Origin of the sequence: Psychrobacter sp. NG254 (assembly GCF_015277735.1) — a bacterium.
GTDB lineage: Bacteria > Pseudomonadota > Gammaproteobacteria > Pseudomonadales > Moraxellaceae > Psychrobacter.
The window spans coordinates 479,466-501,098 of the sequence record NZ_JADHDA010000004.1; the positions used below are offsets into that span (position 1 = coordinate 479,466).

The 21,633-nt window shown below is 41.5% G+C and carries 16 protein-coding genes and 1 pseudogene; 12 read left to right on the forward strand and 5 right to left on the reverse strand.

Annotated elements, in window-relative coordinates; genetic code table 11:
- The first annotated feature begins 125 nt into the window (after nt 1-125).
- The 8 genes and pseudogenes from arcD (at nt 126) to IP510_RS09360 (ending at nt 9,771) form a co-directional block, all read left to right on the forward strand.
- Entirely contained in the window at nt 126-1,562 is a 1,437-nt protein-coding gene (gene arcD / locus IP510_RS09330; RefSeq protein ID WP_194364503.1) for an arginine-ornithine antiporter, read from the forward strand.
- Between the two features lie 143 nt (nt 1,563-1,705).
- A complete protein-coding gene (gene arcA / locus IP510_RS09335) occupies nt 1,706-2,950 on the forward strand; it encodes an arginine deiminase (protein WP_194196459.1) in 1,245 nt (414 codons plus the stop codon).
- 89 nt (nt 2,951-3,039) lie between these two features.
- Nucleotides 3,040-4,050 (forward strand): ornithine carbamoyltransferase, encoded by a 1,011-nt coding sequence (locus IP510_RS09340; RefSeq protein ID WP_194364504.1) that lies wholly within the window; start codon nt 3,040-3,042, stop codon nt 4,048-4,050.
- Between the two features lie 237 nt (nt 4,051-4,287).
- Complete coding sequence (gene arcC / locus IP510_RS09345; RefSeq protein ID WP_194364505.1) at nt 4,288-5,241, forward strand: carbamate kinase; 954 nt, start codon at nt 4,288-4,290, stop codon at nt 5,239-5,241.
- Nucleotides 5,242-5,901: 660 nt separating this feature from the next.
- Complete coding sequence (locus IP510_RS09350; RefSeq protein ID WP_194196456.1) at nt 5,902-6,723, forward strand: alpha/beta fold hydrolase; 822 nt, start codon at nt 5,902-5,904, stop codon at nt 6,721-6,723.
- A 650-nt stretch (nt 6,724-7,373) separates the two neighbouring features.
- Nucleotides 7,374-7,493: pseudogene (locus IP510_RS13980) on the forward strand (hypothetical protein); the annotation flags it as partial.
- Between the two features lie 240 nt (nt 7,494-7,733).
- The gene (locus IP510_RS13870; protein WP_194364506.1) at nt 7,734-9,530 is read left to right on the forward strand and encodes a DUF4209 domain-containing protein; all 1,797 of its coding nucleotides are present in this window, start codon (nt 7,734-7,736) and stop codon (nt 9,528-9,530) included.
- Complete coding sequence (locus IP510_RS09360; RefSeq protein ID WP_265087582.1) at nt 9,511-9,771, forward strand: LysR substrate-binding domain-containing protein; 261 nt, start codon at nt 9,511-9,513, stop codon at nt 9,769-9,771. The genes IP510_RS13870 and IP510_RS09360 overlap by 20 nt, the downstream gene beginning before the upstream one ends.
- A gap of 336 nt (nt 9,772-10,107) precedes the next feature.
- On the opposite strand, the gene IP510_RS09365 is transcribed toward IP510_RS09360, so the two are convergent.
- Nucleotides 10,108-11,724, reverse strand: a complete 1,617-nt coding sequence (locus IP510_RS09365) for an NAD(P)/FAD-dependent oxidoreductase (protein ID WP_194364507.1) — start codon at nt 11,722-11,724, stop codon at nt 10,108-10,110.
- A 560-nt stretch (nt 11,725-12,284) separates the two neighbouring features.
- Between IP510_RS09365 and IP510_RS09370 the strand changes: the two genes are divergently transcribed.
- Complete coding sequence (locus tag IP510_RS09370) at nt 12,285-13,007, forward strand: 3'-5' exonuclease (RefSeq protein WP_194364508.1); 723 nt, start codon at nt 12,285-12,287, stop codon at nt 13,005-13,007.
- A gap of 217 nt (nt 13,008-13,224) precedes the next feature.
- Nucleotides 13,225-14,121: a 3-hydroxyacyl-CoA dehydrogenase gene (locus tag IP510_RS09375; RefSeq protein ID WP_194364509.1), complete on the forward strand. Its 897-nt coding sequence runs from the start codon at nt 13,225-13,227 to the stop codon at nt 14,119-14,121.
- Between the two features lie 212 nt (nt 14,122-14,333).
- Here the strand turns inward: IP510_RS09375 and IP510_RS09380 are convergent, their stop codons facing one another.
- The 3 genes from IP510_RS09380 to IP510_RS09390 form a co-directional block, all read right to left on the reverse strand.
- Nucleotides 14,334-15,737: an aspartate ammonia-lyase gene (locus IP510_RS09380; RefSeq protein WP_413786477.1), complete on the reverse strand. Its 1,404-nt coding sequence runs from the start codon at nt 15,735-15,737 to the stop codon at nt 14,334-14,336.
- 571 nt (nt 15,738-16,308) lie between these two features.
- The gene (locus IP510_RS09385; protein ID WP_194364511.1) at nt 16,309-17,172 is read right to left on the reverse strand and encodes a LysR substrate-binding domain-containing protein; all 864 of its coding nucleotides are present in this window, start codon (nt 17,170-17,172) and stop codon (nt 16,309-16,311) included.
- A gap of 209 nt (nt 17,173-17,381) precedes the next feature.
- The gene (locus IP510_RS09390) at nt 17,382-18,275 is read right to left on the reverse strand and encodes a LysR family transcriptional regulator (protein ID WP_194364512.1); all 894 of its coding nucleotides are present in this window, start codon (nt 18,273-18,275) and stop codon (nt 17,382-17,384) included.
- Between the two features lie 147 nt (nt 18,276-18,422).
- Between IP510_RS09390 and IP510_RS09395 the strand changes: the two genes are divergently transcribed.
- Both IP510_RS09395 and IP510_RS09400 read left to right on the forward strand, forming a co-directional pair.
- The gene (locus IP510_RS09395) at nt 18,423-19,298 is read left to right on the forward strand and encodes an MBL fold metallo-hydrolase (RefSeq protein ID WP_194364513.1); all 876 of its coding nucleotides are present in this window, start codon (nt 18,423-18,425) and stop codon (nt 19,296-19,298) included.
- Nucleotides 19,299-19,430: 132 nt separating this feature from the next.
- Nucleotides 19,431-20,045 (forward strand): GNAT family N-acetyltransferase, encoded by a 615-nt coding sequence (locus tag IP510_RS09400; RefSeq protein ID WP_194364514.1) that lies wholly within the window; start codon nt 19,431-19,433, stop codon nt 20,043-20,045.
- A 20-nt stretch (nt 20,046-20,065) separates the two neighbouring features.
- Here the strand turns inward: IP510_RS09400 and dddP are convergent, their stop codons facing one another.
- Nucleotides 20,066-21,415 carry a dimethylsulfonioproprionate lyase DddP gene (dddP, locus tag IP510_RS09405; protein ID WP_194364515.1) on the reverse strand — a complete coding sequence of 450 codons (1,350 nt, stop codon included), beginning with the start codon at nt 21,413-21,415 and terminating at the stop codon, nt 20,066-20,068.
- Nucleotides 21,416-21,633 lie beyond the last annotated feature (218 nt).

Sequence of the window (21,633 nt, forward strand, 5' to 3'; positions counted from 1 at the left end):
ATAATAATCCATGCTAATATTGTGGGGTTTTCATATATTAAACAATGTTTTTAAGTATTCTTCAAGACCAAATCTATTTTGTTGCTTTCATATATTTCTCAATCAGAGAATAAAAGGTCTTCACCATGTCTGAAACAACGCATAATCCATCCGAGAAAAATCTAAACTTTACCGCACTCATTGCCCTTGTCGTAGGCTCTATGATAGGCGGTGGTATCTTTTCATTACCGCAAAACATCGCTGAAACCGCAAGCCCTGGTGCGTCCTTGATTGGTTGGATCATCACTGGCGTTGGCATGCTGATGCTTGCCTTCGTGTTCCAAAATTTAGCACATCGCAAACCTGAACTTGACAGTGGGGTCTATGCCTACGCACAGGCAGGTTTTGGTAACTATATGGGTTTTAACTCTGCATGGGGCTACTGGCTCTCTGCTTGGTTGGGTAACGTCAGTTACTATGTGCTGATATTTAGTACGCTGGGTTATTTTTTTAATGTGTTTGGAGATGGTAATACTCTGACTGCATTAGTGGGTGCCTCTGTATTATTGTGGGCATATAACTTCATGATTACTAAAGGTATCCAGACGGCTACCTCAGTCAATACGTTGATCACCATCGCCAAAGTGATACCGCTGTTCACCTTTATTGTCATTATCTTTACGGTCTTTAATATGGATCTTTTTAATAGCGACTTTTGGGGCAGAGAAACGGATCTAGGGTCAGTCCCTGATCAAGTTAAAAACATGATGATGGTGACGGTATGGGTATTTATTGGTATTGAAGGGGCCAGTGTGTATTCTGCACGCGCCAAAAAACGCTCTGATATTGGTAAAGCCACCGTATTGGGGTTCATTTTTACGCTAGTGCTATTAATGCTGGTTAACTTTTTAGCGATGGGTGTTAGATCACTCCCTGAGCTGGCAGCGATGAAAAACCCGTCGATGGCTTATTTGCTAGAGTATGCCGTTGGCCCGTGGGGCGCGACCTTTATATCAGTAGGTTTGGTCGTCTCGCTACTCGGTGGTTTATTGGCTTGGACGCTATTTTGTGCCGAAGTTTTATTCGTTGCCGCCAAAGACGAAACTATGCCGAAGTTCTTTTATAAAACAAATGCCGTTGATGTGCCAGTAAATGCACTATTGGTGTCTTCTGCAGCGACACAGTTATTCTTAGTCATCACCTACTTTAGTAAAAGCACGTATAACAATATCTTTTATCTGTCCACTTCCATGATTTTGATTCCCTATTTCTTTTCTGCCGCTTATGGATTTTTGGTGGCCTATCGCAAAGAGGGCTACAAACCATCCGAAAGCGCCACAAAAGATATTATTATTGGGGTAACCGCGCTGTTTTATAGTATTTGGCTGTTGTATGCCGCTGGTATTCAGTACTTTTTACTATCCGCTTTGTTGTATCTTCCTGGTGTGGTTCTCTATATAAAAGCACGCAGAGAGCACAAGCATCAGCTGTTCAATACAGCCGAAAAAGTGGTGCTGGCCGTCATTACTGTCAGTGCCATCTATGCAGCCTATGGCCTCTACAGCGGTACGTTAAGCTTGTAGTGACCCTATTAAATAAAATGCCTTACCGTTGTAATCACCAGAAAATCCGTTCGTCGTAATTGTCACATCAGTTGCTTTTTTAGATTGTTCGTCCTCTAAACAGTGGTGAGATACTTGCACCCAAACCGCATAAGGATACAAAAATGTCTGACAAATCTTTAGGTGTTCATTCAGAAGTCGGTAAATTACACAAAGTTATGGTGTGTTCTCCAGGTCTTGCCCATCAAAGACTGACACCGCAAAACTGCGATGATTTATTGTTTGATGATGTCATGTGGGTTAGCAAAGCCAAAAGTGATCATTATGATATGGTCACAAAGATGCGAGATCGCGATATTGAGGTGGTTGAGATGCATCAACTGCTCGCACAAACCCTTGATAATAGTGATGCCATGCAGTGGATTATGGATCATAAAATCACTGATAATCATGTCGGTACTTTATTGGCTGGCGAAGTGAGAGATTGGTTGACCAAACTTGAACACAAGAAACTGTCTTCATTTTTAATTGGCGGCGTCACCACTGAAGAGTTACCGAATGATATTGGGGCGTCACTCAAAAAATTATCCGCACTGTCAGGTACGACTGAGTTTGTATTGCCACCACTGCCCAATACTCAGTTTCCTCGCGATTCTTCGAATTGGATATACGGCGGTGTGACGCTCAACCCGATGTATTGGCCCGCTCGCCAGCAAGAAACGCTCCTTATTTCTGCTATTTATAAATTTCATCCAGACTTTAAAGGCGCTGATTTCAAAATTTGGATGGATGACACTGAAGAAGATCTCAGTGGCTGTAGTTTAGAAGGTGGTGATGTCATGCCTATCGGCAACAAAACCGTGCTGATTGGTATGGGTGAGCGAACGTCACAACAAGCGATTACCAGACTGGCCAAGACTTTGTTCATTGATGGTTCGGTTGACCATGTCATCGTAGCGGCCTTACCTAAGCAACGTTCTGCGATGCATTTGGACACCGTATTTACGTTTTGCGACATTGATTTGGTCAACGTGTTTCCGGCAGTGACAGATCATATTACGACTTTTCATATTCGTCCTGACGAAAGCAAGCCACACGGTATAGATGTGCGCGAAGATGACAGACATTTTTTGAAAGTAATAGAAGAAGCCGCAAGGGTCGATAAATTAAGAGTGGTCGAAACAGGCGGCAATAGCTACGAAGTTGAGCGTGAGCAATGGGATGATGGTAACAATGTTCTTGCCCTTGAGCCAGGGGTTGTTATCTCTTATGACCGTAACACTTATACCAACACGTTACTGCGCAAACAAGGCATTGAAGTGATTACGATTCCAAGCTCCGAGCTGGGCCGTGGACGTGGTGGTGGTCACTGCATGACTTGCCCTATCATTCGCGATCCAACGGATTAGAGCATGTTGAATCCTACCTGCTCATAGCGGTGCCAAATACAGTGATAGTCCATCCAAAATAAACACATACTAAAAATTAAGGAACCATCATGAGTTTCAATCTTCACAACCGTGATCTACTGAGTCTTATGCATCATAGTGAACGCGAGCTTACGTATCTTTTGGATATGGCTCGTGACTTAAAAAGAGCAAAATACTCAGGTACAGAACAAAAACACCTTTTGGGCAAAAACATTGCTCTGATCTTTGAGAAAACCTCAACCCGCACTCGTTGTGCTTTTGAAGTAGCGGCATATGACCAAGGTGCCAATGTGACGTTTATTGGCCCAAACTCATCACAGATCGGTTACAAAGAGAGCATGAAAGACACAGCTCGTGTGTTGAGCCGTATGTATGATGCCATCGAGTATCGCGGGTTCGGTCAAGAGATTGTCAATGAGTTAGCAGAATATGCGGATATTCCTGTCTTTAATGGCCTAACGAATGAGTTTCATCCCACACAAATGCTAGCAGACGTAATGACCATGCGTGAGCATACCGACAAATCAATCCATCAGATTAAATATGCTTATTTTGGTGACGCGCGTAATAACATGGGCCGCTCATTATATTTAATGGGCGCTAAGATGGGTATGGACGTACGCCTTTGCGCCCCTAAAGACTTATGGCCTGAAGCAGACTTTTTGGCCACCTGTGCAGACTTTGCCAAAGCATCAGGTGCGCGTCTGACTATCACCGAAGATGTAAAAACGGCGGCAAAAGAGGTTGATTTTGTTCATACCGACGTATGGGTATCGATGGGTGAGCCTATTGAGAGCTGGGCGGAGCGAATCGATGCGCTAATGGCTTATCAAGTCAATATGGATCTAATAAAAGCCACTGGTAATCCAAACGTGAAGTTTATGCATTGTTTGCCCGCTTTTCATAACTCAGATACCGAGGTTGGTAAAAAAATAACTGAAAAATACCCACAGCTCGCAGAGGGTATCGAAGTGACCGAAGAGGTATTTGAATCACCTTACAACATCGCATTTGAGCAAGCCGAAAACCGTATGCATACGATTAAAGCCGTTCTAGTCTCGGCGCTTGGTAATATCTAATGTATAACATTAGCAACGCGTGCTACCGGGGCGTGCCCTCAATTCAATCGATAGTCATCTAAATAGGTTAAAAGTGGCTAAATCTTGCCAAACGGCGTCAAATAGCTGACTAATATCTCGATATTATCTGCGCTATTTTCTTGTTTGACTGCCATTTATCTTATTTTTATCACTATTTTTGAAATGAAGACACGCCCTGATATGACGTTAACTGAAGACAATGCGTAGGGAAATATCATGAGGTTACTAATTGCCTTAGGTGGTAATGCTTTATTAAAACGTGGAGAGCCGCTGTCTGCTCACAACCAACGCCAAAATATCAAGACGGCTGTTGAACAAATCAGCAAGGTCACGGAGGGTAACGAGTTAGTTATTGCTCACGGTAATGGCCCTCAAGTCGGTTTGCTTGCGTTGCAAGGCGCGGCTTACACTGAAGTCGATATTTATCCATTAGACGTTTTGGGCGCAGAAACAGAAGGTATGATTGGCTACATCATCGAGCAGGAGCTTGGGAATGTCTTGCCGAGAGACACATGCATTGCCACCCTACTCACTCAAGTAGAAGTCGACCGTAAAGACCCTGCTTTTAACAATCCAACCAAGCCTATCGGCCCTGTATACTCAAAAGAGGAAGCAGAAAAGCTAAGTGCGCAAAAAGGCTGGGTTGTTAAAGCCGATGGTCAATATTTTAGGCGAGTGGTTGCAAGCCCTAAGCCCAAAAAAATATTTGAGCTAAAACCCATACAGTGGCTGCTTGAAAAAGGCGCGATTGTGATCTGTGCAGGTGGTGGTGGTATCCCAACGGCATTTGATGAAGACGGCTTTTTACAAGGGGTCGAGGCCGTAATCGATAAAGATTTGTGCGCATCGCTACTTGCCCGTAGCCTTGAATGTGAGTTATTGGTGATTGCCACAGATGTGGCGTATGTTTATACAGACTTTGGAACTGACAAACAACGAGGCATCTTGCAGGCACATCCAGACGCTTTAAGTGAGATTAATCTTCCTGCGGGCTCTATGGGACCAAAAGTTGCAGCGGCGTGCGAGTTTGCGCGTGCGACTGGAAACACCGCTATCATCGGCTCACTGACCAATATTGGTCAGACACTTGAAGGAGGTGGCGGTACTCGTGTCTCAACGGAGTACGAAGGCCTCACATATGCCGCTGTATCTCCGAAAAACACAGCATAACTCCTCAATTTAATCTGTCGTTTTAAGATATAAAATATTTTTTGAGTCGTTCCCAAAATAACCGGCTCATCAGTCTGCTATTGGCTTGCTCAGATTTGACAGTATCTGCTAATTTTTTCTTCTCAATATCAAGGTTTTTAATTTCGATATCTATTGCCGTGGCTAGGACTGGAGATCGTTTTCTAAATCTAAGCTAGGCCTTAGCACTATAAATCTCTCACACCTTTCAACAAACTAACAACGGTTGAGGTACAAACCTATAACGGCTGAGACCATAATACCTTTGCTATTAATGTATGATTAAATCACTTTCATCAGGTTGGTTTATCTAACTTCAGTACGATCTTCAGTACGACAGTTTTTGGTAGAGTCGCGTTCTTTCAATAAAGCCATTGCATTAGGCTTTTTATTGAGCACGAAGAATAGGAAATAATGGGATTAGACTAAGCTTTTTATAGATAAAAGTCCGTACACAATTAGTGCTATTTTTGATAGCCGTGTTGCCGTTGATCACTGAGATCGCATACTTCCTGAAGAATTCCTTCACATTACTATTATAACGTTGGGGTCGGTTATTGGCTTGTCTTAGCTGACAAAAACTGTCTCCCCTTTCCGTAGAACGATTTCATGATTATTAATATTCATCTTTAGGAGGATGCTATGAGCACCCAAATAACAGAAAACCATACCTACATTGACGGGCATAAGATTGCATTTTTGGAACAGGGTTCAGGTAGTCCAATAATCCTGCTGCACGGGATTCCAACTAATAGCCTCATGTGGCGAAATATTATTCCACAACTTGCAAAAACACATCGGGTCATCGCCCCCGACCTTCTCAATTATGGGAAATCTGCAAAACCGAAAAGCGCAGATGTGTCTATTAATGCGCAAAGCAACATGATTGTAAAACTCATGGATGTCCTAGGTGCTCGGCAAGCAGATATTGTTGGGCATGATATTGGTGGAGGTGTTGCTCAGTTGATAGCTGTCAATTATCCAGAGAAAGTTCGAAAGCTTGTTTTGATAGATAGCATATGTTTCGATTCGTGGCCTATCCCAGATTTTGAGCCGCTACAGGAACCTGGTGCTGAGTCGGAGATGAGTTTAGAGGACTTCTTGAGCATGATGCGGGGCTTCCTGCCAAAAGGTGTATATGATAAGAGCGTCATGACCGATGAGCTTATTGAAATGTATCTTGAACCTTGGTCAACTGAAGATGGCAAGCATGCCTTTTTTCGCAATCTCAGACGGTTGAACAAAGAATATACTCAGGCTATTACCGACGAACTTAGTAACCTTCCACATCAGACGTTCATCATGTGGGGTGATAAAGACCCTTTCCAAAAACCAGAATATGCACCAAAGCTGGCAGAAGCGATTCCAAACGCAGAGCTTGTCTGGATTAAAGATGTTGCTCATTGGTTGATTGATGAGAAGCCTGATGAAATTGGTGAGCATATCAACCAGTTTCTAAGCTAAAGTACGAGTGGTACAGAGACATACAACACAGCGCTGCATCGAACAGAAATGCTATATTACTGTTCGATGCAGCGTTTTTATTGTGCCGTTCGCCATTACAGAGAATTAACCGTAGACATGTATACGAAATGGACTTTTAATATTTCCTGAAACTATTCCTAGTTTCATTGAAGCACCCTTGAAAATATCTAATGGTAGACACTTGCCACTCCCAAGAAGGTTACCGCTTCAAGCTCACTTGAAATATCACTTATACATTTACACCTAATGTTTTCTAATCAATACTTGTCTACCTAGATCTCAGATTTACCACTCTAATAACACAGACTTGGTGTTAAAATTCATTACAAAACCATTGTATAGCTTAGTATAAAAGACCATAGCTTATTCTTAGTAAACGCACCAGTTAAAATATGATTAGTAATAATTAAACCCTTGTAAGCCTTATGCTACAAGGGTTTTTTATTTCTAGTCATGAATAGACAGGATTAATAGAGAATAATAAGAATATATGTTGGTTAGTTTTGGCGGTATTATTGACGGTATCGACCAATACTGCCAAATAGAATAACTTCAAATTATGGGCCAATCCATTCACAGATACGCAGGTTAAGAAAGCCAAACCAACCGACAAGGCATACAAACTTGCTGACGGCGGTGGTCTTTATGTACATATTAGCAAGGCTGGTACAAAAGCATGGCGCATTGACTGTATAACCAATGTCAGAAAACACGATGAATCAAGCTTTAAAGTGGCTGGGCTACAGTAGATAGAAACAGATGATACATGGATTTAGAGCAACTGCTAGAACGTAGATAGTCGTGAAATGATGCAAGCGTGGGCTGATTATTTGAATGAACTTAAACAAAGCTAGATGATAATAGTTACTTCCACCCAAGGTATTTTTATATTAGTCGTCTCTGGCTGTTAATACACTATCAGTATAAAGTGATAAGACCGTATTTATGTAAGAGAGGTTTTAATAATGTCCAATGACAACGATATACACATGGAATCAAGTGTACTTGAAGTTTTACAAAGAGTGATTAATAATTCTCAGGATAAGGACTTGCAACACATTGCCAGTATGATTGCGAGAGAATTGAAAGAAAATGACAATGGCATAAAAGCAGAAGATAGGAATTTATTGCGGCTCTTAGCAAATGCTGCCTCTATGAGGTTGACTCCCGAAAGTAATAATGAGCCGTTTCAGGCATCGATAGTATGGTCAGATGGTCGACGCTCAGCTTTACCCTCTGATTTTTCTTCAGATGACTTTAACACACTGTCGGAGATAGCTGACAATATCGACTACCTCCCTCTCAAATCAAGAATCTTTGATTTACTTTGGGTTTCATGGCAGCCTAATAAACATATTTATGCAAGAAGAGCTATAGATTGTTATATATCCGAAAGCATTGGTTCCAAGAAGTTATCAAAAATAGAAATAAAAGAACTTGAGCGTGCCTATCGCCTATCAAAACAGATCAATTATAAAGAGCAACTGGCAGCAATTGAGCAATATTTATATGATGCACTTTACTCTGAGCCTGATAACATCATGTACTTAATAGCAGATCTTATTGAGAGAACTAATGCATTAAAAAGCAAAGTTCTAGATATTGCTTTAAGACTAGAAGACTTGGGTGTCGAATTTATAAAATCTCACAATTTTAATAATGCAATCCGTCATTTTCAGTTAAGTTCTAGGTACTATAAAAGAGGATCTAACGAAGAGAAACATATATTCACCTTAGTCCAAGTAGCTGATTGCTACGCCAAAGATGCTGATAAACACTTTAATTCAGGCCGAGGGCCAAAATTAATGTCGTCGAACCTCTTTGAAAGTGCTATTCAAGCATATAGACAAATACCAGCTAAATTCCGAGAAAGGTATTCAGTTGATAATAAGATATCCGAACTTCGTCATAAACTTAGAGAATCAGGAAGAAACATTTTTGATGAAATGAGAATTTTTAGCACTCCTTTAGAAAAGTCAGATGAGTTAATAGCTGCATCCAAGAGTTTTGTGGCTAATAAAAAATCTGAATACGAAGCTATTATTTATCTTTCTAAAGTCTGCAGTATTCCTGATTATGAGTCTTTGAAAAAATCCGAAAGTGAAAACATGAGCAAGTACTTTATAAGTTCTTTGTTCGGACCAATTCAGTATTCAAGCGACGGAAGAGTTATCGATAAAACGCCTGCAGTTGGATTCAATAATGATCAAGATTCAGTTGATATCACACTTAATAATAACATGATCAGATCTTTTGGCACTCAAATAGAGTTAAGTGTCAGATTAAGCGTTGTCCCAGCTCTTAAGCAAATTTTGAGTGAACACACTATAAGTAGGAGTTCTATTTTCGGTATATGCAACCTAAGCCCTATAGTACCAAAATCTAACATCCACTTGATATCACACGCGATTTGGTTAGGTTTTGAGCTTGAATTTTCCACCGCCATTCATCTAATTGCACCTCAAGTAGAGCTAATTGTTCGAAATAAACTAAAAGACAGTGGAGTACACACTCCTCAGTTAGATGAAAATGGTATTGAACACGAAAGGGGTTTAAGCACACTTTTGGGTCTAGAAGAATGCAATGAAATTTTTAGTAAAGATGAGATTTTCGAATTAAAAGCTGTATTTTCAAGCTCAAGTGGTCCAAATTTACGAAATGAGGTCGCACATGGTCTTATGACTGATACATCTGCGTATTCTTTTGCACCAAATTATGCATGGTGGGTTCTTATTAGAATGATTATTCATTCAATAATAGGGTCTGTTGAACATTCAAATAAATAACTCTGCTGCCGTACTGCAATCAGCAATTGACGGCCACGGCGTAGCATTAGCGCGCAGTGTAATGGCTAAAGATGACCTAGCCGCTGGGCGGTTAGTGAGGTTGTTTCCTGATATTTATTTTGAATCGCCTTTGGCGTATTATGTTATTTACCGCCCCGAATGCGCGGCGCTGCCAAGAGTACAAGCATTTAAAAGCTGGCTTTTCAAAGAGGTAGAAAATCAAGCTTTTAAAAGTGAGTAGTATTTTTATAAAAACACACCCTAATAAAGAAGATATTTATCAGAGTAAAAGATGACCTCTGTAGTTAAACACGTTGACTCCCCGTAAGTTTTCACTCCAAGTTAGCGACTTTATTTAATAAGGTAGCGTTTAATTTTGCATCTCTATAACAATTTACCACCACGAGGTTTTTTAAATGGAGTGAAGGTTTGTTCATGTAACTTTGCGATGTCTTCATCCTGAAAACACAAAAAAAAAGCCTTTCAAGCTTTATACTTCATAGCTTGAAAGGCTCTTTCGCTCGCATGTTTTTATCTAGGTAAGAGGTTTAATATTGGGGAATGCCCAAATCCGCTCTTACTCTATGTTCAACATCGATTTCGCCACAGCTTCGGCCACTTTAATACCATCAATCCCTGCTGATAATATGCCACCTGCGTAGCCCGCGCCTTCGCCTGCAGGGAATAAGCCTTTGGTATTAATGCTCTGGAATTCTTTATTGCGTTTAATGCTGATGGGTGACGACGTTCTGGTTTCTACGCCAGTGAGTAACCCATCATCAGATGAAAATCCTTGGATTTTTCTATTAAACGCTGGAATAGCTTCACGTATCGCATCTACGGCAAAATCAGGTAACGCTTTGCTTAAATCGGTTAAGGTAATGCCTGGTGTATAAGAAGGTTTTACATCACCTAACTCTGAGTCTGGTTTACCTTTTAAGAAATCGCCAATGGTTTGCGCTGGTGCACTGTAGTCTTTGCCGCCCAATTCAAACGCTAAGGTTTCTAGTTGTCTTTGTAGGTCGATACCGGCAAGAGGATGGTTTGGGTAATCTCGCTCTGGGTCGATGCCTACCACAATAGCACTGTTGGCGTTGCGCTCGTTTCTTGAATATTGGCTCATGCCGTTAGTGACAACACGGCCTTCTTCTGATGCGGCGGCAACCACGGTCCCGCCTGGACACATACAGAAGCTATAAACAGAACGACCATTTTTACAATGATGCACCAGTTTGTAATCCGCAGCGCCAAGTATCTCGTTTCCAGCATTGTCACCAAAGCGTGCTTGGTCTATGGTTGACTGTTTATGTTCAATCCTAAAGCCAATCGAGAAAGGTTTTGCTTCAACATACACGCCTTTATCATGGATCATTTGGAAGGTATCACGGGCGCTATGACCAACAGCAAGAACAACATGGTTGGTTTTTAAGGTTTCGCCAGTATTAAGTGTCACTCCAGTTACTTTTGAGTCAGTGATGTGCAAGTCGTCTACGCGAGTCGCAAAACGGACTTCCCCACCAAGCGCTATGATCTCAGCACGCATTTTTTCTACCATAGTGACTAACTTATAAGTACCTATGTGCGGTTTACTGACAAATAAAATCTCATCTGGTGCGCCAGCTTTTACAAATTCTGTCATTACTTTACGGCCGTAATGATTGGGATCTTTCACTTGGCTATATAGTTTACCGTCAGAAAAAGTACCCGCTCCGCCTTCACCGAATTGTACGTTTGATTCTGTGTTTAATTTACGCTGACGCCAAAAGCCAAAGGTGTCTTTGGTGCGTTGTCTTACTTCATTACCGCGTTCAATGATAATAGGTTTAAAACCCATTTGAGCAAGGGTAAGTGCTGCTAATAAACCACAAGGTCCAAAACCAATAACGACAGGACGCTCAGTTAAATCTTTTGGCGCTTCACCTACATACTTATAACTAGTATCTGGTGTTGCTTTAACATGGTTGTCTGACTCAAATTGAACCAATAAATCATGTGTTAAATCCGAGTCGGTCAGGGTGATGTCTAGCGTATAAATTAATTGGATATTTCTTTTATTACGAGCATCATAACCACGTTTAAACATCACAAATGACGCCATTTGCTCAGCAGAAATCTTAAGTTTTGTCGTTATAGCAGTCGTTAAATCTTCAGGTGCATGATTTAATGGCAATTTAATTTCAGTTAAACGTATCATTGGTTACTCATAAGCTCGTGTAGAAAACAGTCTCGCATTTTACTGGTACTGATACAAATAAGCGAATAAATATTTTACGTACGCGGGGTAAATTTACGGTTTCTTCAGCATAGCTCACTACAAACACTGGCGAGATTATTAGATATTGACCTTCAAGTACTTGCTTTAGATTACTGGCAGTACCTACGTTGCATGCATATGTTGACCCAATCACAAATTGCTGTAGAATCCGCTTGTGAAATTTGTTGTTAAAAATAATAAAATCAAGCACAAAACCCTGATTAAAAAAGCGTTCACTAAGCTCGTCGTTGCGTATAGTCAATCAATGTTAAAGATGATAAAAGCAAGACAGTCGCAAGTACTACAGTCGTAGGCTAAGCGAGTCTAACGCTGTAACACTTTAAGAGTGATTCGACTATAGTAGCTGCACCCTATTAGTATGATGTGATACCAAATATAACCCCGAAAACTTTATGCTGCGGGGTTTTTTCATGTCTACTTATCACCTTACCCTATATCAATTATAATTATCAAAAACTCACTGTTGCACAAGGCCTATTATGATCACTTATATACTCGATACCGAAACCACAGGGCTTGTTGAGCCGCATATGACTGAAGCCGCCTACTCTATTATTGATATCAACAATGGCAAGGTAGAAGTACTACAGGAGCCGAGAGCCAAGCGTTTTAATCCCCTTAAAGAAATCAGTCTAGGCTCGATGGCAGTGTCACATATATGTGAAGAAGATATTGCGAATGAGCCTCCTCATACAGACTTTAGACTGCCTAAAAGTGTTGATTATTTGATTGGTCATAATATTGATTTTGATATGGCCGTTCTTAAAAATGCTGGTGTGACTCATACCCCTAAGCTGATATGCACCAATGCCATGTCCAATTATCTTCTTCCTACGCTAGAGAGCCATAAGCTGGTCTCTCTGCTTTATCACTTTCATCGCGATGTCGCACGGGCGCAAGCAAAGCATGCACATGCTGCTGTTTATGATATTTACTTCACTCAGCTGGTGCTGGGTAGCCTAATTGATTTGGCGAATAGTCAAGGTCATGTCATCACTGATGTAGATAGCTTATATGAGTTTAGCCAAATGGCACGTATACCCACTCATTTCAGTTTCGGCAAGCATAAGGGTAAAGCTATTGCAGAGTTGGCGACTGATTCGGATGGGGCTGGATATCTAAAATGGATGCTCAAACAAGACAGTATTGATCCTTATTTGTCTAAGGCCTGTCAGCAGGCATTGGATACGGCTGGCTTATAGATTTGACGCCTATTGCTATCTCAAAACCTTGACTTGAATATGCAATTAATGCTTAATAATTTGGTCAATATTGGGATTTGATGACACGCCCTAATACATTTAACGTTTTTATAAAAATGAAGGTTGAATAATAGAGTAAAACAGTCTAATAATAGGGTTATAAGTTCTAAACATTTATCTAGCGACTTATAACCACTATTTTTAAGGGATTAATATTATGACGTACAAGAATGTAACTGTCGCGGGAAGCGGCGTTTTAGGCTATCAAATTGCCTTTCAAGCCGCCTTCCACGGTTTTAATGTCAGTGTTTACGATATCAACGATGACGTGTTAGAAAAAGCAAAGGCAAAATTTCAATTGATGTGCAAGGCTTTTCGAAAAGATCTGAGAGCAACGCAGGAGCAGTTGGACAAGGCATTTGACAATCTTAGCTATACCTCAGACTTAGCAGAATCAGTCAAAGATGCCGATCTCATGATTGAAGCCATTCCCGAAATCCCTACACTCAAAATCGAATTTTACGAAAAACTTGCAAAACTAGCGCCAGAGAAAACCATATTTGCGACCAATACCTCAACCCTGCTCCCTAGCCAATTTGCAGAATCAACGGGACGACCTGCTCAGTTTTTAGCCCTACATTTTGCCAATAAAATTTGGATGCATAATGTCGCTGAAATCATGGGGCACCCAGGCACAGATCCTAAAGTATTTGATGATGTCGTTGCTTTTGCTACCGCCATTGGTATGGTGGCAACGCCGCTAGATAAAGAGCAACCTGGCTACATCATGAATAGTTTGTTAGCGCCTTTTATAGATGCAGCTTTGCAATTAGTTGCAAAAGAGGTTGCCGATCCGCATACGATAGATAAGACATGGATGATAGTAACTGGCGCGCCGTCAGGTCCATTTGCCATATTGGATACTATAGGTATCAACACGGCCTACAACATCACTAGGCTAGCCGCTGAAACGACTAAAAACCCTGCAAGACTAAAGGCCGCTAAGTATCTAAAAGAGCAGATGATCGATAAAAATAAAATGGGTGCTGCAACTGGCGAAGGATTTTATACTTATCCAAACCCTACCTTTATGAATCCTGATTTTTTGAAATGAAAACCATTCTTTATTGATCAGATTTTGTTAGCGTGACTTTTATGTTAAATGCTTAAAAAGCTAACATTACTGATGAAACTAAAAAGACCTTCAAGCGATTGAAGGTCTTTTTTAATGTACAGAATAGCGCATCTATCAATGTGCCAATATCAATGCATCAATACGCTAATGAATGACACGCCCTAACTCAGCCTTTGAATATTGGGCTACCTCTATATGCTACTGACCATTCTATCGGGTGATAAAATCGCGGCCAGTTCCTCGTCACTCAGCAATTTTTCTTGTTTGACTAGCTCAGCGACGCCTGAACCGCTTAACAAAGCATGTCCTGCGATACGACTGGCGTTTTCGTAGCCTATATGAGGCACCAGTGCCGTCACAATACCGATGCTGTTTTCGACATGCTGTGCGCAGCGGGTCTCATTGGCTGTAATGCCTTGAATGCATCGCTCATCTAGCATACGAATCGCCTTTTCTAACATACGCGCATTGTTCAGTAGATTATAAACAATCAGCGGCTCCATCGCATTGAGCTGTAGTTGCCCTGCTTCTGCTGCCATAGTAATCGTCATATCTGTACCCATCACCTGAAATGCGGTTTGGTTCATGGCCTCAGGAATTACAGGATTGACTTTACCGGGCATAATGGATGAGCCGGGCTGCATAGCCGGTAGATTTATTTCACCCAGACCGGTACGTGGCCCGCTCGATAGTAAGCGTAAATCGTTGCTCAATTTAGACAGTTTAATTGACAAACGCTTGAGAGAACCAGAAAAGCTAATAAAAGCGCCCATATCTGCGCTGGCTGCTATTAGGTCTTTGGCAAGGGTCACTGGTAGACCACTGATATCGGCTAACTCACGAATCGCCAAGCCAGCATACCCTTTGGGTGCATTGATACCCGTACCAATCGCTGTACCGCCCAAATTTAATTCGCATAACTGTAGGCAGGCGTCTTCGATTCGAGCCGTTTCACTGCCTATATCACTGGCGAAGGCATTAAACTCTTGACCTAACGTCATCGGTACCGCATCTTGTAACTGGGTGCGGCCCATTTTTAGAATATGGCTAAACGCTTGTCCTTTGGCGGCCAAGCTATTTTGCAATTTGATGATGGCCTCTTGTAGCGGTTTTGCCGCAAACACAATCGATAAGCGTGCTGCACTAGGATAGACATCATTGGTCGACTGAGAGCGGTTGACATCATTATTAGGATGTAGATGGCCATATTGACCATACTCAAATCCCATCTTTTTTAAGCCAATATTAGCAATCACTTCATTGGCATTCATGTTGGTCGACGTGCCTGCCCCGCCTTGGATGAGATCAACAATAAACTGGTCATGATGCGCGCCTTGTATAAGATCAGCACACGCTTCAGTAATAGCACTGAGCTTATCTTGACTGAGTAGGCCATGCTGATAATTGGCCTTAGCAGCTGCCATTTTTACCATCGCCAGTGCTTTAATCAAATCGGGGAAATGACTGATTGGCATACCAGTAATATTAAAATTTTGCGAGGCGCGTTGCGTTTGAATACCATATAAAGCGCTAGCAGGAACGGCTTGTTCACCCAATAAATCTGTTTCGATGCGAGTCAATGCTTTGTCATTGATTAGGTTATCTGTATGTTTCATATTTTTATGGCTTATTAGAGATAAGGTAAATTGAAGAAGTAAACAGACAATGCTTAGTTATTTAGAGTCATTGTCTTGGCGTTACTAAAAATTAGAGCCATCGTAACCGAGAATGTAGAGCAAGAAAAACGTAAATATTCTGCTCTCAGCCCCAAAAATTTTGGTGCTCAGCAAAAAATATTATAGATAAGGTTGGTCTATAGTCAGTCCAATATTAAAAAGATACAGCGGGACTGGGATGAATGTTTCACTGTCTCTGTCGGCATAGGCACAGCAAGCCAGAAAAATTTATACCAGTTTCGCGTTATTAAATACTATATCCGTTTTATTGAGTATCGGCTCTATCGAAAGAGGTTAATACTTTTAGGGCAGGTTTTTTGAAGGATGTTTATTCAATAGCAGAGATTTTTTATGAGAGGTTGCACTGATTGAAAAAGGTTGACGGGTTAAAGTGGCTAATTAATTGCCAAGTTTAAATAGCGCAAGCAGACGCCTAGTCCGAGTGAGAACACGAACTAGGCTGCTAGGCATTGTAAGATTGCAGACTAACTTACAGTCCCAATACCTGCTTTAAGGCATTTATTTGCGGCTGCTGACGATCGGTATAACGATATGCCAGTACGACCTCTCGAACCAAACTGTTATCACCTAAATGGTGAATTTGGACAGGAGGCGTACTTCTAATCCATAGTCCAGCATAAGGAATCAAAGCCACTCCCAAGCCCGACTCAACCATCCTAACGATGGCATCCAGATCATTAATCTCCATGATCGTATTCACCTTGATGTCTTGTTGTTTAAAGAATTTACTTAATTTTGCACCAGCTGAGGACTGTAAGGTGTAATGGATGAATGGGTGCTGCTCGAGCGTTTGTCTAAGACTATGAAAAGGCCATTTTTTGGGGCTAATCAGCACATAGGGCTCAGTCATAATAGACTGGGTAACGATGTCTTTCGGTAAGGCAAATGCTGGCTGGATAGTAATAGCCGCATCTATCTCCCCGACTTCCAGTTTCTCAAATAACTCTATAGCACGCCCAGGGACAATTTCCGTCTGCATTAACGGGGCGAGCAACGTAATTGCCTTTAACGCCTCTGGTAAGATACCCACCTGCACTGAGTTTATCGAGCCAATCTTCAGCTGTCCATAATAGCTAGCAATATCGGTATCTGAGGACAGTTGCATTGTCAAATAGAGCGCCAAAATTTCTTTGGCTATCGGTAAAACGCGTGTGCCTTGCGGATTTAACGTAATGGCTCTGGCAGAGCGCGTAAATAACGACAATCCTAAATTGTCTTCTAAGGTTTTGATTTGCGCACTAACCGCAGATTGGGTCAGGTTTATATGCCGAGCGGCAGCGGCAAAACTGTCCAACTCGCAAACGGCGACGAACGTTTTAAGCTCTCTTATCATTTATTCCACCACATTTGTTATCAAGATAGCCATCGTTAGCCTGTTATAACCCATTTAGATAACCATCGATTGAATTGAGGACACGCCCTAATATGGCCACAGCAATCTAAATTTGGCAACCCCATACGGTGAGTAATGGATAACAGTATCCATTACTCACCGTATGGGGCTGCCCAACAAGCAAAGAATGCTCATAAGCATAGCTAATGCTACCAATAAGGCGAACGCTTTATTTCTTCAGCGAGAAAATCAATAAACTTTCTTTGTAGTGGTGTCACCTGCTTTCGATTGGCATAAACCACATACACACCCAAAGTTTTAGGTTTCCATTCAGGTAATAACTCAATAAGTTGTCCAGATGCAATCAAAGATTTGACTGCGCCAGATGGCTGTAAACTAATCCCATGTCCACGTAAAGTGGCAGAGAGCAAGACTTCAGAGATATTGGCGCTGATATTGCCAGAGATAGGAACAGACTCTGGACCATTTGGCCCATCAAACACCCATGCAGACCGTCCAAAATACGCAAACGATAGACAGTTGTGATGTACAAGCGACTGTACATCTGTAGGTCTGCCACGTTTTTGGAAATACTCAGGTGCAGCGCATACGATAGAGTGGCACTCACCGATACGTCTAGCAACGACATTTGGCTCCAAGTCATTGGTGATACGAATCGCCAAGTCAATACGGGCATCAATTAAGTTAACAGAATCATCAGTGGTAAGAATATCAATCGCTGTCTGCGGCCAGTGAGATACAAAGCGACCAACCACATCCATCAAAAGGCTATCAATCAGGGAAAAACTGGCAGTGATTCGCAGCTGACCTTTTAGCTCCAAAGTATTTTGATTGCGTATCTGATCCAATGAATCGGTCAATTCAAGTAACTGATACGCCACCTCAAGAGTCTGCTCACCAGGTGCAGTGAGGCTCAGACTTCGAGTCGTGCGATGTAATAAGCGCATATCCATCCAGCTCTCAAGCTCTGTCAGATAGCGCGTTACCTTAGCTCTAGACATGTCTAAATTGTCCGCCGCACGGCTCAAGCTACCTTGTTCGACGATCGTGACAAACACCTGCAACGCGGTCAGCCTATCCATCTCTACATCCTTATTTGCGCGAAAAATGAAACAGTAAATACCGAATTATAGCGTATTTAAACGAAATACAATCGAATATAATAGCCGCTAATAACGAATGCCGCCATTAACGCGGTCTATTTACTCAAATGAAAATACAGGTAGATTATGAAAAAATTAATGACAGCTTCTATGGCGGCCAGTGTGCTACTGCTTGCAACCCAAACAAACGCAGCCGATCTACAACTACAAGCATATAAACCTGATCAAAATGCTATTTTCCCAGTGGTTTCTGTGCTGGCAAGTGGCGAGAAAGATGCTATTTTGTTCGATGCACAGTTTAGTGTCAAAGACGGTGAAGCATTGGTTGATATGATCAAAAAAAGCAATAAAGACTTAAAAATGATTTATATCACGGCAGGCGATCCAGATTATTATTTCGGTCTTCAGCCTTTAGTCAAAGCCTTCCCTAATGTGAAGGTTATGTCTAGCCCTTCGATTATTGAACACATTGAGGCGACTAAAGATGCAAAATTAAAGCATTGGGGTCCAATCCTTGGCAAACATGCGCCTACCAAGATCACAGTACCGCAAACCCTTGATCAGTCTACACTGACCCTAGAAGGTCACAAAATTGAAATCAAGGAGATGGGAACCCATCAAGCATATATGTGGGTACCAGAGTCAAAAACCGTTTTCGGCGGTGTGTCGGTAACATCAGGTATGCATGTATGGACTGCTGATACCCAAACTAAAGAAGCTCGTAGCGAGTGGATGCAATCATTGGAACACATGAAGCAATTAAAGCCAAACCTTGTGATACCAGGTCACTATTCGGGCAACCTACTCAAAAAAGACTATGCTGTTGATTTCACCCTCAGCTATCTAAAAACCTTTGAGCAAGCACTGGATGAGGCAAAAAAGCAAGACTCTAAGCAATCAGAAAAAGTGATTTCTACCATGGAAGCAGCTTATCCTGCGTTATCTGGAGATACTAATTTACAAATAGGCAGTAAAGTAAATACAGGTGAAATGAAGTGGTAAATACGGACTATTAAATAAAAAGTATTATATTTTGCTAAGTCCGTTAGCAAAATACGAGTGTCAAAGTGCTGGCGTATGAATGCTTTGTCAATCAGCATACGCTAGCACTTTTAATGATAAAGAGAGTGTCTGATGACAATACAATACCGTCGTGCTACGCCTGAAGACTTTGCAGCCATTGTTGACCTTTTTGTCGTCAATATGAACTTGAGTATATTTACTACCGCAACAGATAAACAAGTTCAAAAGCAACTGGCTACCCTATTTCTAGCTAAAGACTGTCATCATGCTACTTTTATACAAGTTGCAGAATACGATGACATTATTTGCGGTGTGGTGATAGGGATCACTAGACAAGATCCACATAAAGCTTTGTCATTCGATGAAAAGCCCATTATTGATCAGATAGAAAAAAAGCTGCGTCTATCTGATCAAGGTCGACAGGTATTAAGTGATTTACAGAAAAAAGAAATGGCTGGTGCGAAACGAAAGACAGTCGATTTTGATAGCGAGCTACAGTTTTTCTGTGTAGATCCAGACTATCGTCGCCACCGTATTGGAGCGACGTTGATTCAAGCATTTGAGACTTATCTCGTCGCACATGGCGTAACCACGTATGCATTACATACAGACACTTTATGTACTTATCAATACTACGATAATAATGGCTATCAGCGTGTTGATGAGTATCCTAACCACCTAAACCCGCAAATAATACACTATACCTATGTCAAATCTTTATCTTAACAAGCTTGTATAGACTATCTTTAATTAGCCAATAAAGCGGCTTCGAATGGATAGTTAGTAAGGTTTTCAAACCCAGTGTCTGTAATAATGATTTGATCTTCAAGTTTGACACCATTTTTACCACCAACTCGACCTACATACGCTTCAACGCAGAGTGCCATGCCCGGCTCCAGCACACCACTGTAGCCATGGCATTCAAGGTCTTCGGGGTAACGAATAGACGGATACTCATCACAAAGACCAACGCCATGCATCATGACACCATATCTTTGCGCTCTATATTCTTCAGGAAGCAATAAACCAGATTTTGTCACCTCTTCAAATGTCATTCCTGGTTTTAATATAGTCATGTTGTGTTGGATATGTTCATAAGCTACCTGATAGAGATGCTTTTGCTCTGAACTTGGCAAGCACTCTCCAATCATCCAAGTTCGAGACAAGTCTGCACACATTCCATAAGGGCCAATCAGATCTGTATCGAATGCAAGTAACTCACCCTCCTTCACAATTCGAGGGCCGCTTTCTTGAAACCAAGGATTGGTTCTAGGCCCTGAAGAAAGAATTCGACATTCTATCCACTCACCACCTCGACGAATATTTTCCGCATGAAGAATAGACCATATGTCATTCTCAGTGATACCGGGTACTGTTGTTTCTTGCATGCACTTCATTGCCACCTCTGTTGAGGCAATCGAACATCGCATGGCATTAATTTCATCTTCGTTCTTAATAGATCGAGCAAACTCCATCACTTCCTGACCATCAAAAACATCGATTCCTAACTGTTTTATCTTATTGAAACCAGCAATTTCAATTTTATCGATAGCCAATCTTTTATTGTCTCCAACATGCTCCTGTAAAATAGATTGAATTTCTGAAGCAAACCTAGAGGCATGTTCGTCAGTTCTATCACCGGTTTCAAAGTAGAAGAAAGAAGCGCCTTCTCTGACTTCTTTGATCAAAAGAAGGTGTGCTGATAAGTGCTCACAATTGTGAAAACCCCATAAAATAAGATGTCCTGATGCAGATACAAAACAGGCTCTAGAGTGATTATGGGTTACCCATACCTGCATATTTGTGGAGTCAGTCGCATAGCGAATGTTAAGAGGATCAAACAATAAGATGCCGCCAAGATCTCTTTTCTGTAGTTCTTTTACGATTCTTTGGAGGCGATATTCACGCATTCGTGTAAGGTTAGGAGGTGTCAACCCTAGCTCAGCCCACTCATTGAAAGCAAGATCTGTTGGACCTATCTCGACACGGTCATTATCATTCAGAGAGCCATCAGCTTTAAACGCGCCACCTCGCCGCCGTGAAGGGTCGATTTTTCGATTTGAAGATGTGACTGAGAATGTAGTTATATTGCTCATTATTTGGCCTACCTCATAGTAATAACTTCAACAAACAAGAGCGCCCTTGAAGACTAGAGCCTTGCCTGAATGGTTGTATCTATAGTAATTTGCCACAAAAAATGAGTATGAAAAAACGATTTAAACACACGAATTCATGACTTGACTTCCTCCCCTCCCTAAAAGTGAAGGGGATTCCTACTAAAGACGGTCAAGCCCGACCGCGAGTATATTTTTGG

Bases quoted from the DNA above. Each gene is read 5' to 3' on its own strand.
- IP510_RS09390 (WP_194364512.1), bottom strand. From the start codon at position 18,275: ATGGATAGGCTGACCGCGTTGCAGGTGTTTGTCACGATCGTCGAACAA.
- IP510_RS09395 (WP_194364513.1), top strand. From the start codon at position 18,423: ATGAAAAAATTAATGACAGCTTCTATGGCGGCCAGTGTGCTACTGCTT.
- IP510_RS09370 (WP_194364508.1), top strand. From the start codon at position 12,285: ATGATCACTTATATACTCGATACCGAAACCACAGGGCTTGTTGAGCCG.
- IP510_RS13870 (WP_194364506.1), top strand. From the start codon at position 7,734: ATGGAATCAAGTGTACTTGAAGTTTTACAAAGAGTGATTAATAATTCT.
- arcC (WP_194364505.1), top strand. From the start codon at position 4,288: ATGAGGTTACTAATTGCCTTAGGTGGTAATGCTTTATTAAAACGTGGA.
- arcA (WP_194196459.1), top strand. From the start codon at position 1,706: ATGTCTGACAAATCTTTAGGTGTTCATTCAGAAGTCGGTAAATTACAC.
- IP510_RS09385 (WP_194364511.1), bottom strand. From the start codon at position 17,172: ATGATAAGAGAGCTTAAAACGTTCGTCGCCGTTTGCGAGTTGGACAGT.
- IP510_RS09375 (WP_194364509.1), top strand. From the start codon at position 13,225: ATGACGTACAAGAATGTAACTGTCGCGGGAAGCGGCGTTTTAGGCTAT.
- IP510_RS09400 (WP_194364514.1), top strand. From the start codon at position 19,431: ATGACAATACAATACCGTCGTGCTACGCCTGAAGACTTTGCAGCCATT.
- IP510_RS09340 (WP_194364504.1), top strand. From the start codon at position 3,040: ATGAGTTTCAATCTTCACAACCGTGATCTACTGAGTCTTATGCATCAT.
- IP510_RS09350 (WP_194196456.1), top strand. From the start codon at position 5,902: ATGAGCACCCAAATAACAGAAAACCATACCTACATTGACGGGCATAAG.
- dddP (WP_194364515.1), bottom strand. From the start codon at position 21,415: ATGAGCAATATAACTACATTCTCAGTCACATCTTCAAATCGAAAAATC.
- IP510_RS09365 (WP_194364507.1), bottom strand. From the start codon at position 11,724: ATGATACGTTTAACTGAAATTAAATTGCCATTAAATCATGCACCTGAA.
- arcD (WP_194364503.1), top strand. From the start codon at position 126: ATGTCTGAAACAACGCATAATCCATCCGAGAAAAATCTAAACTTTACC.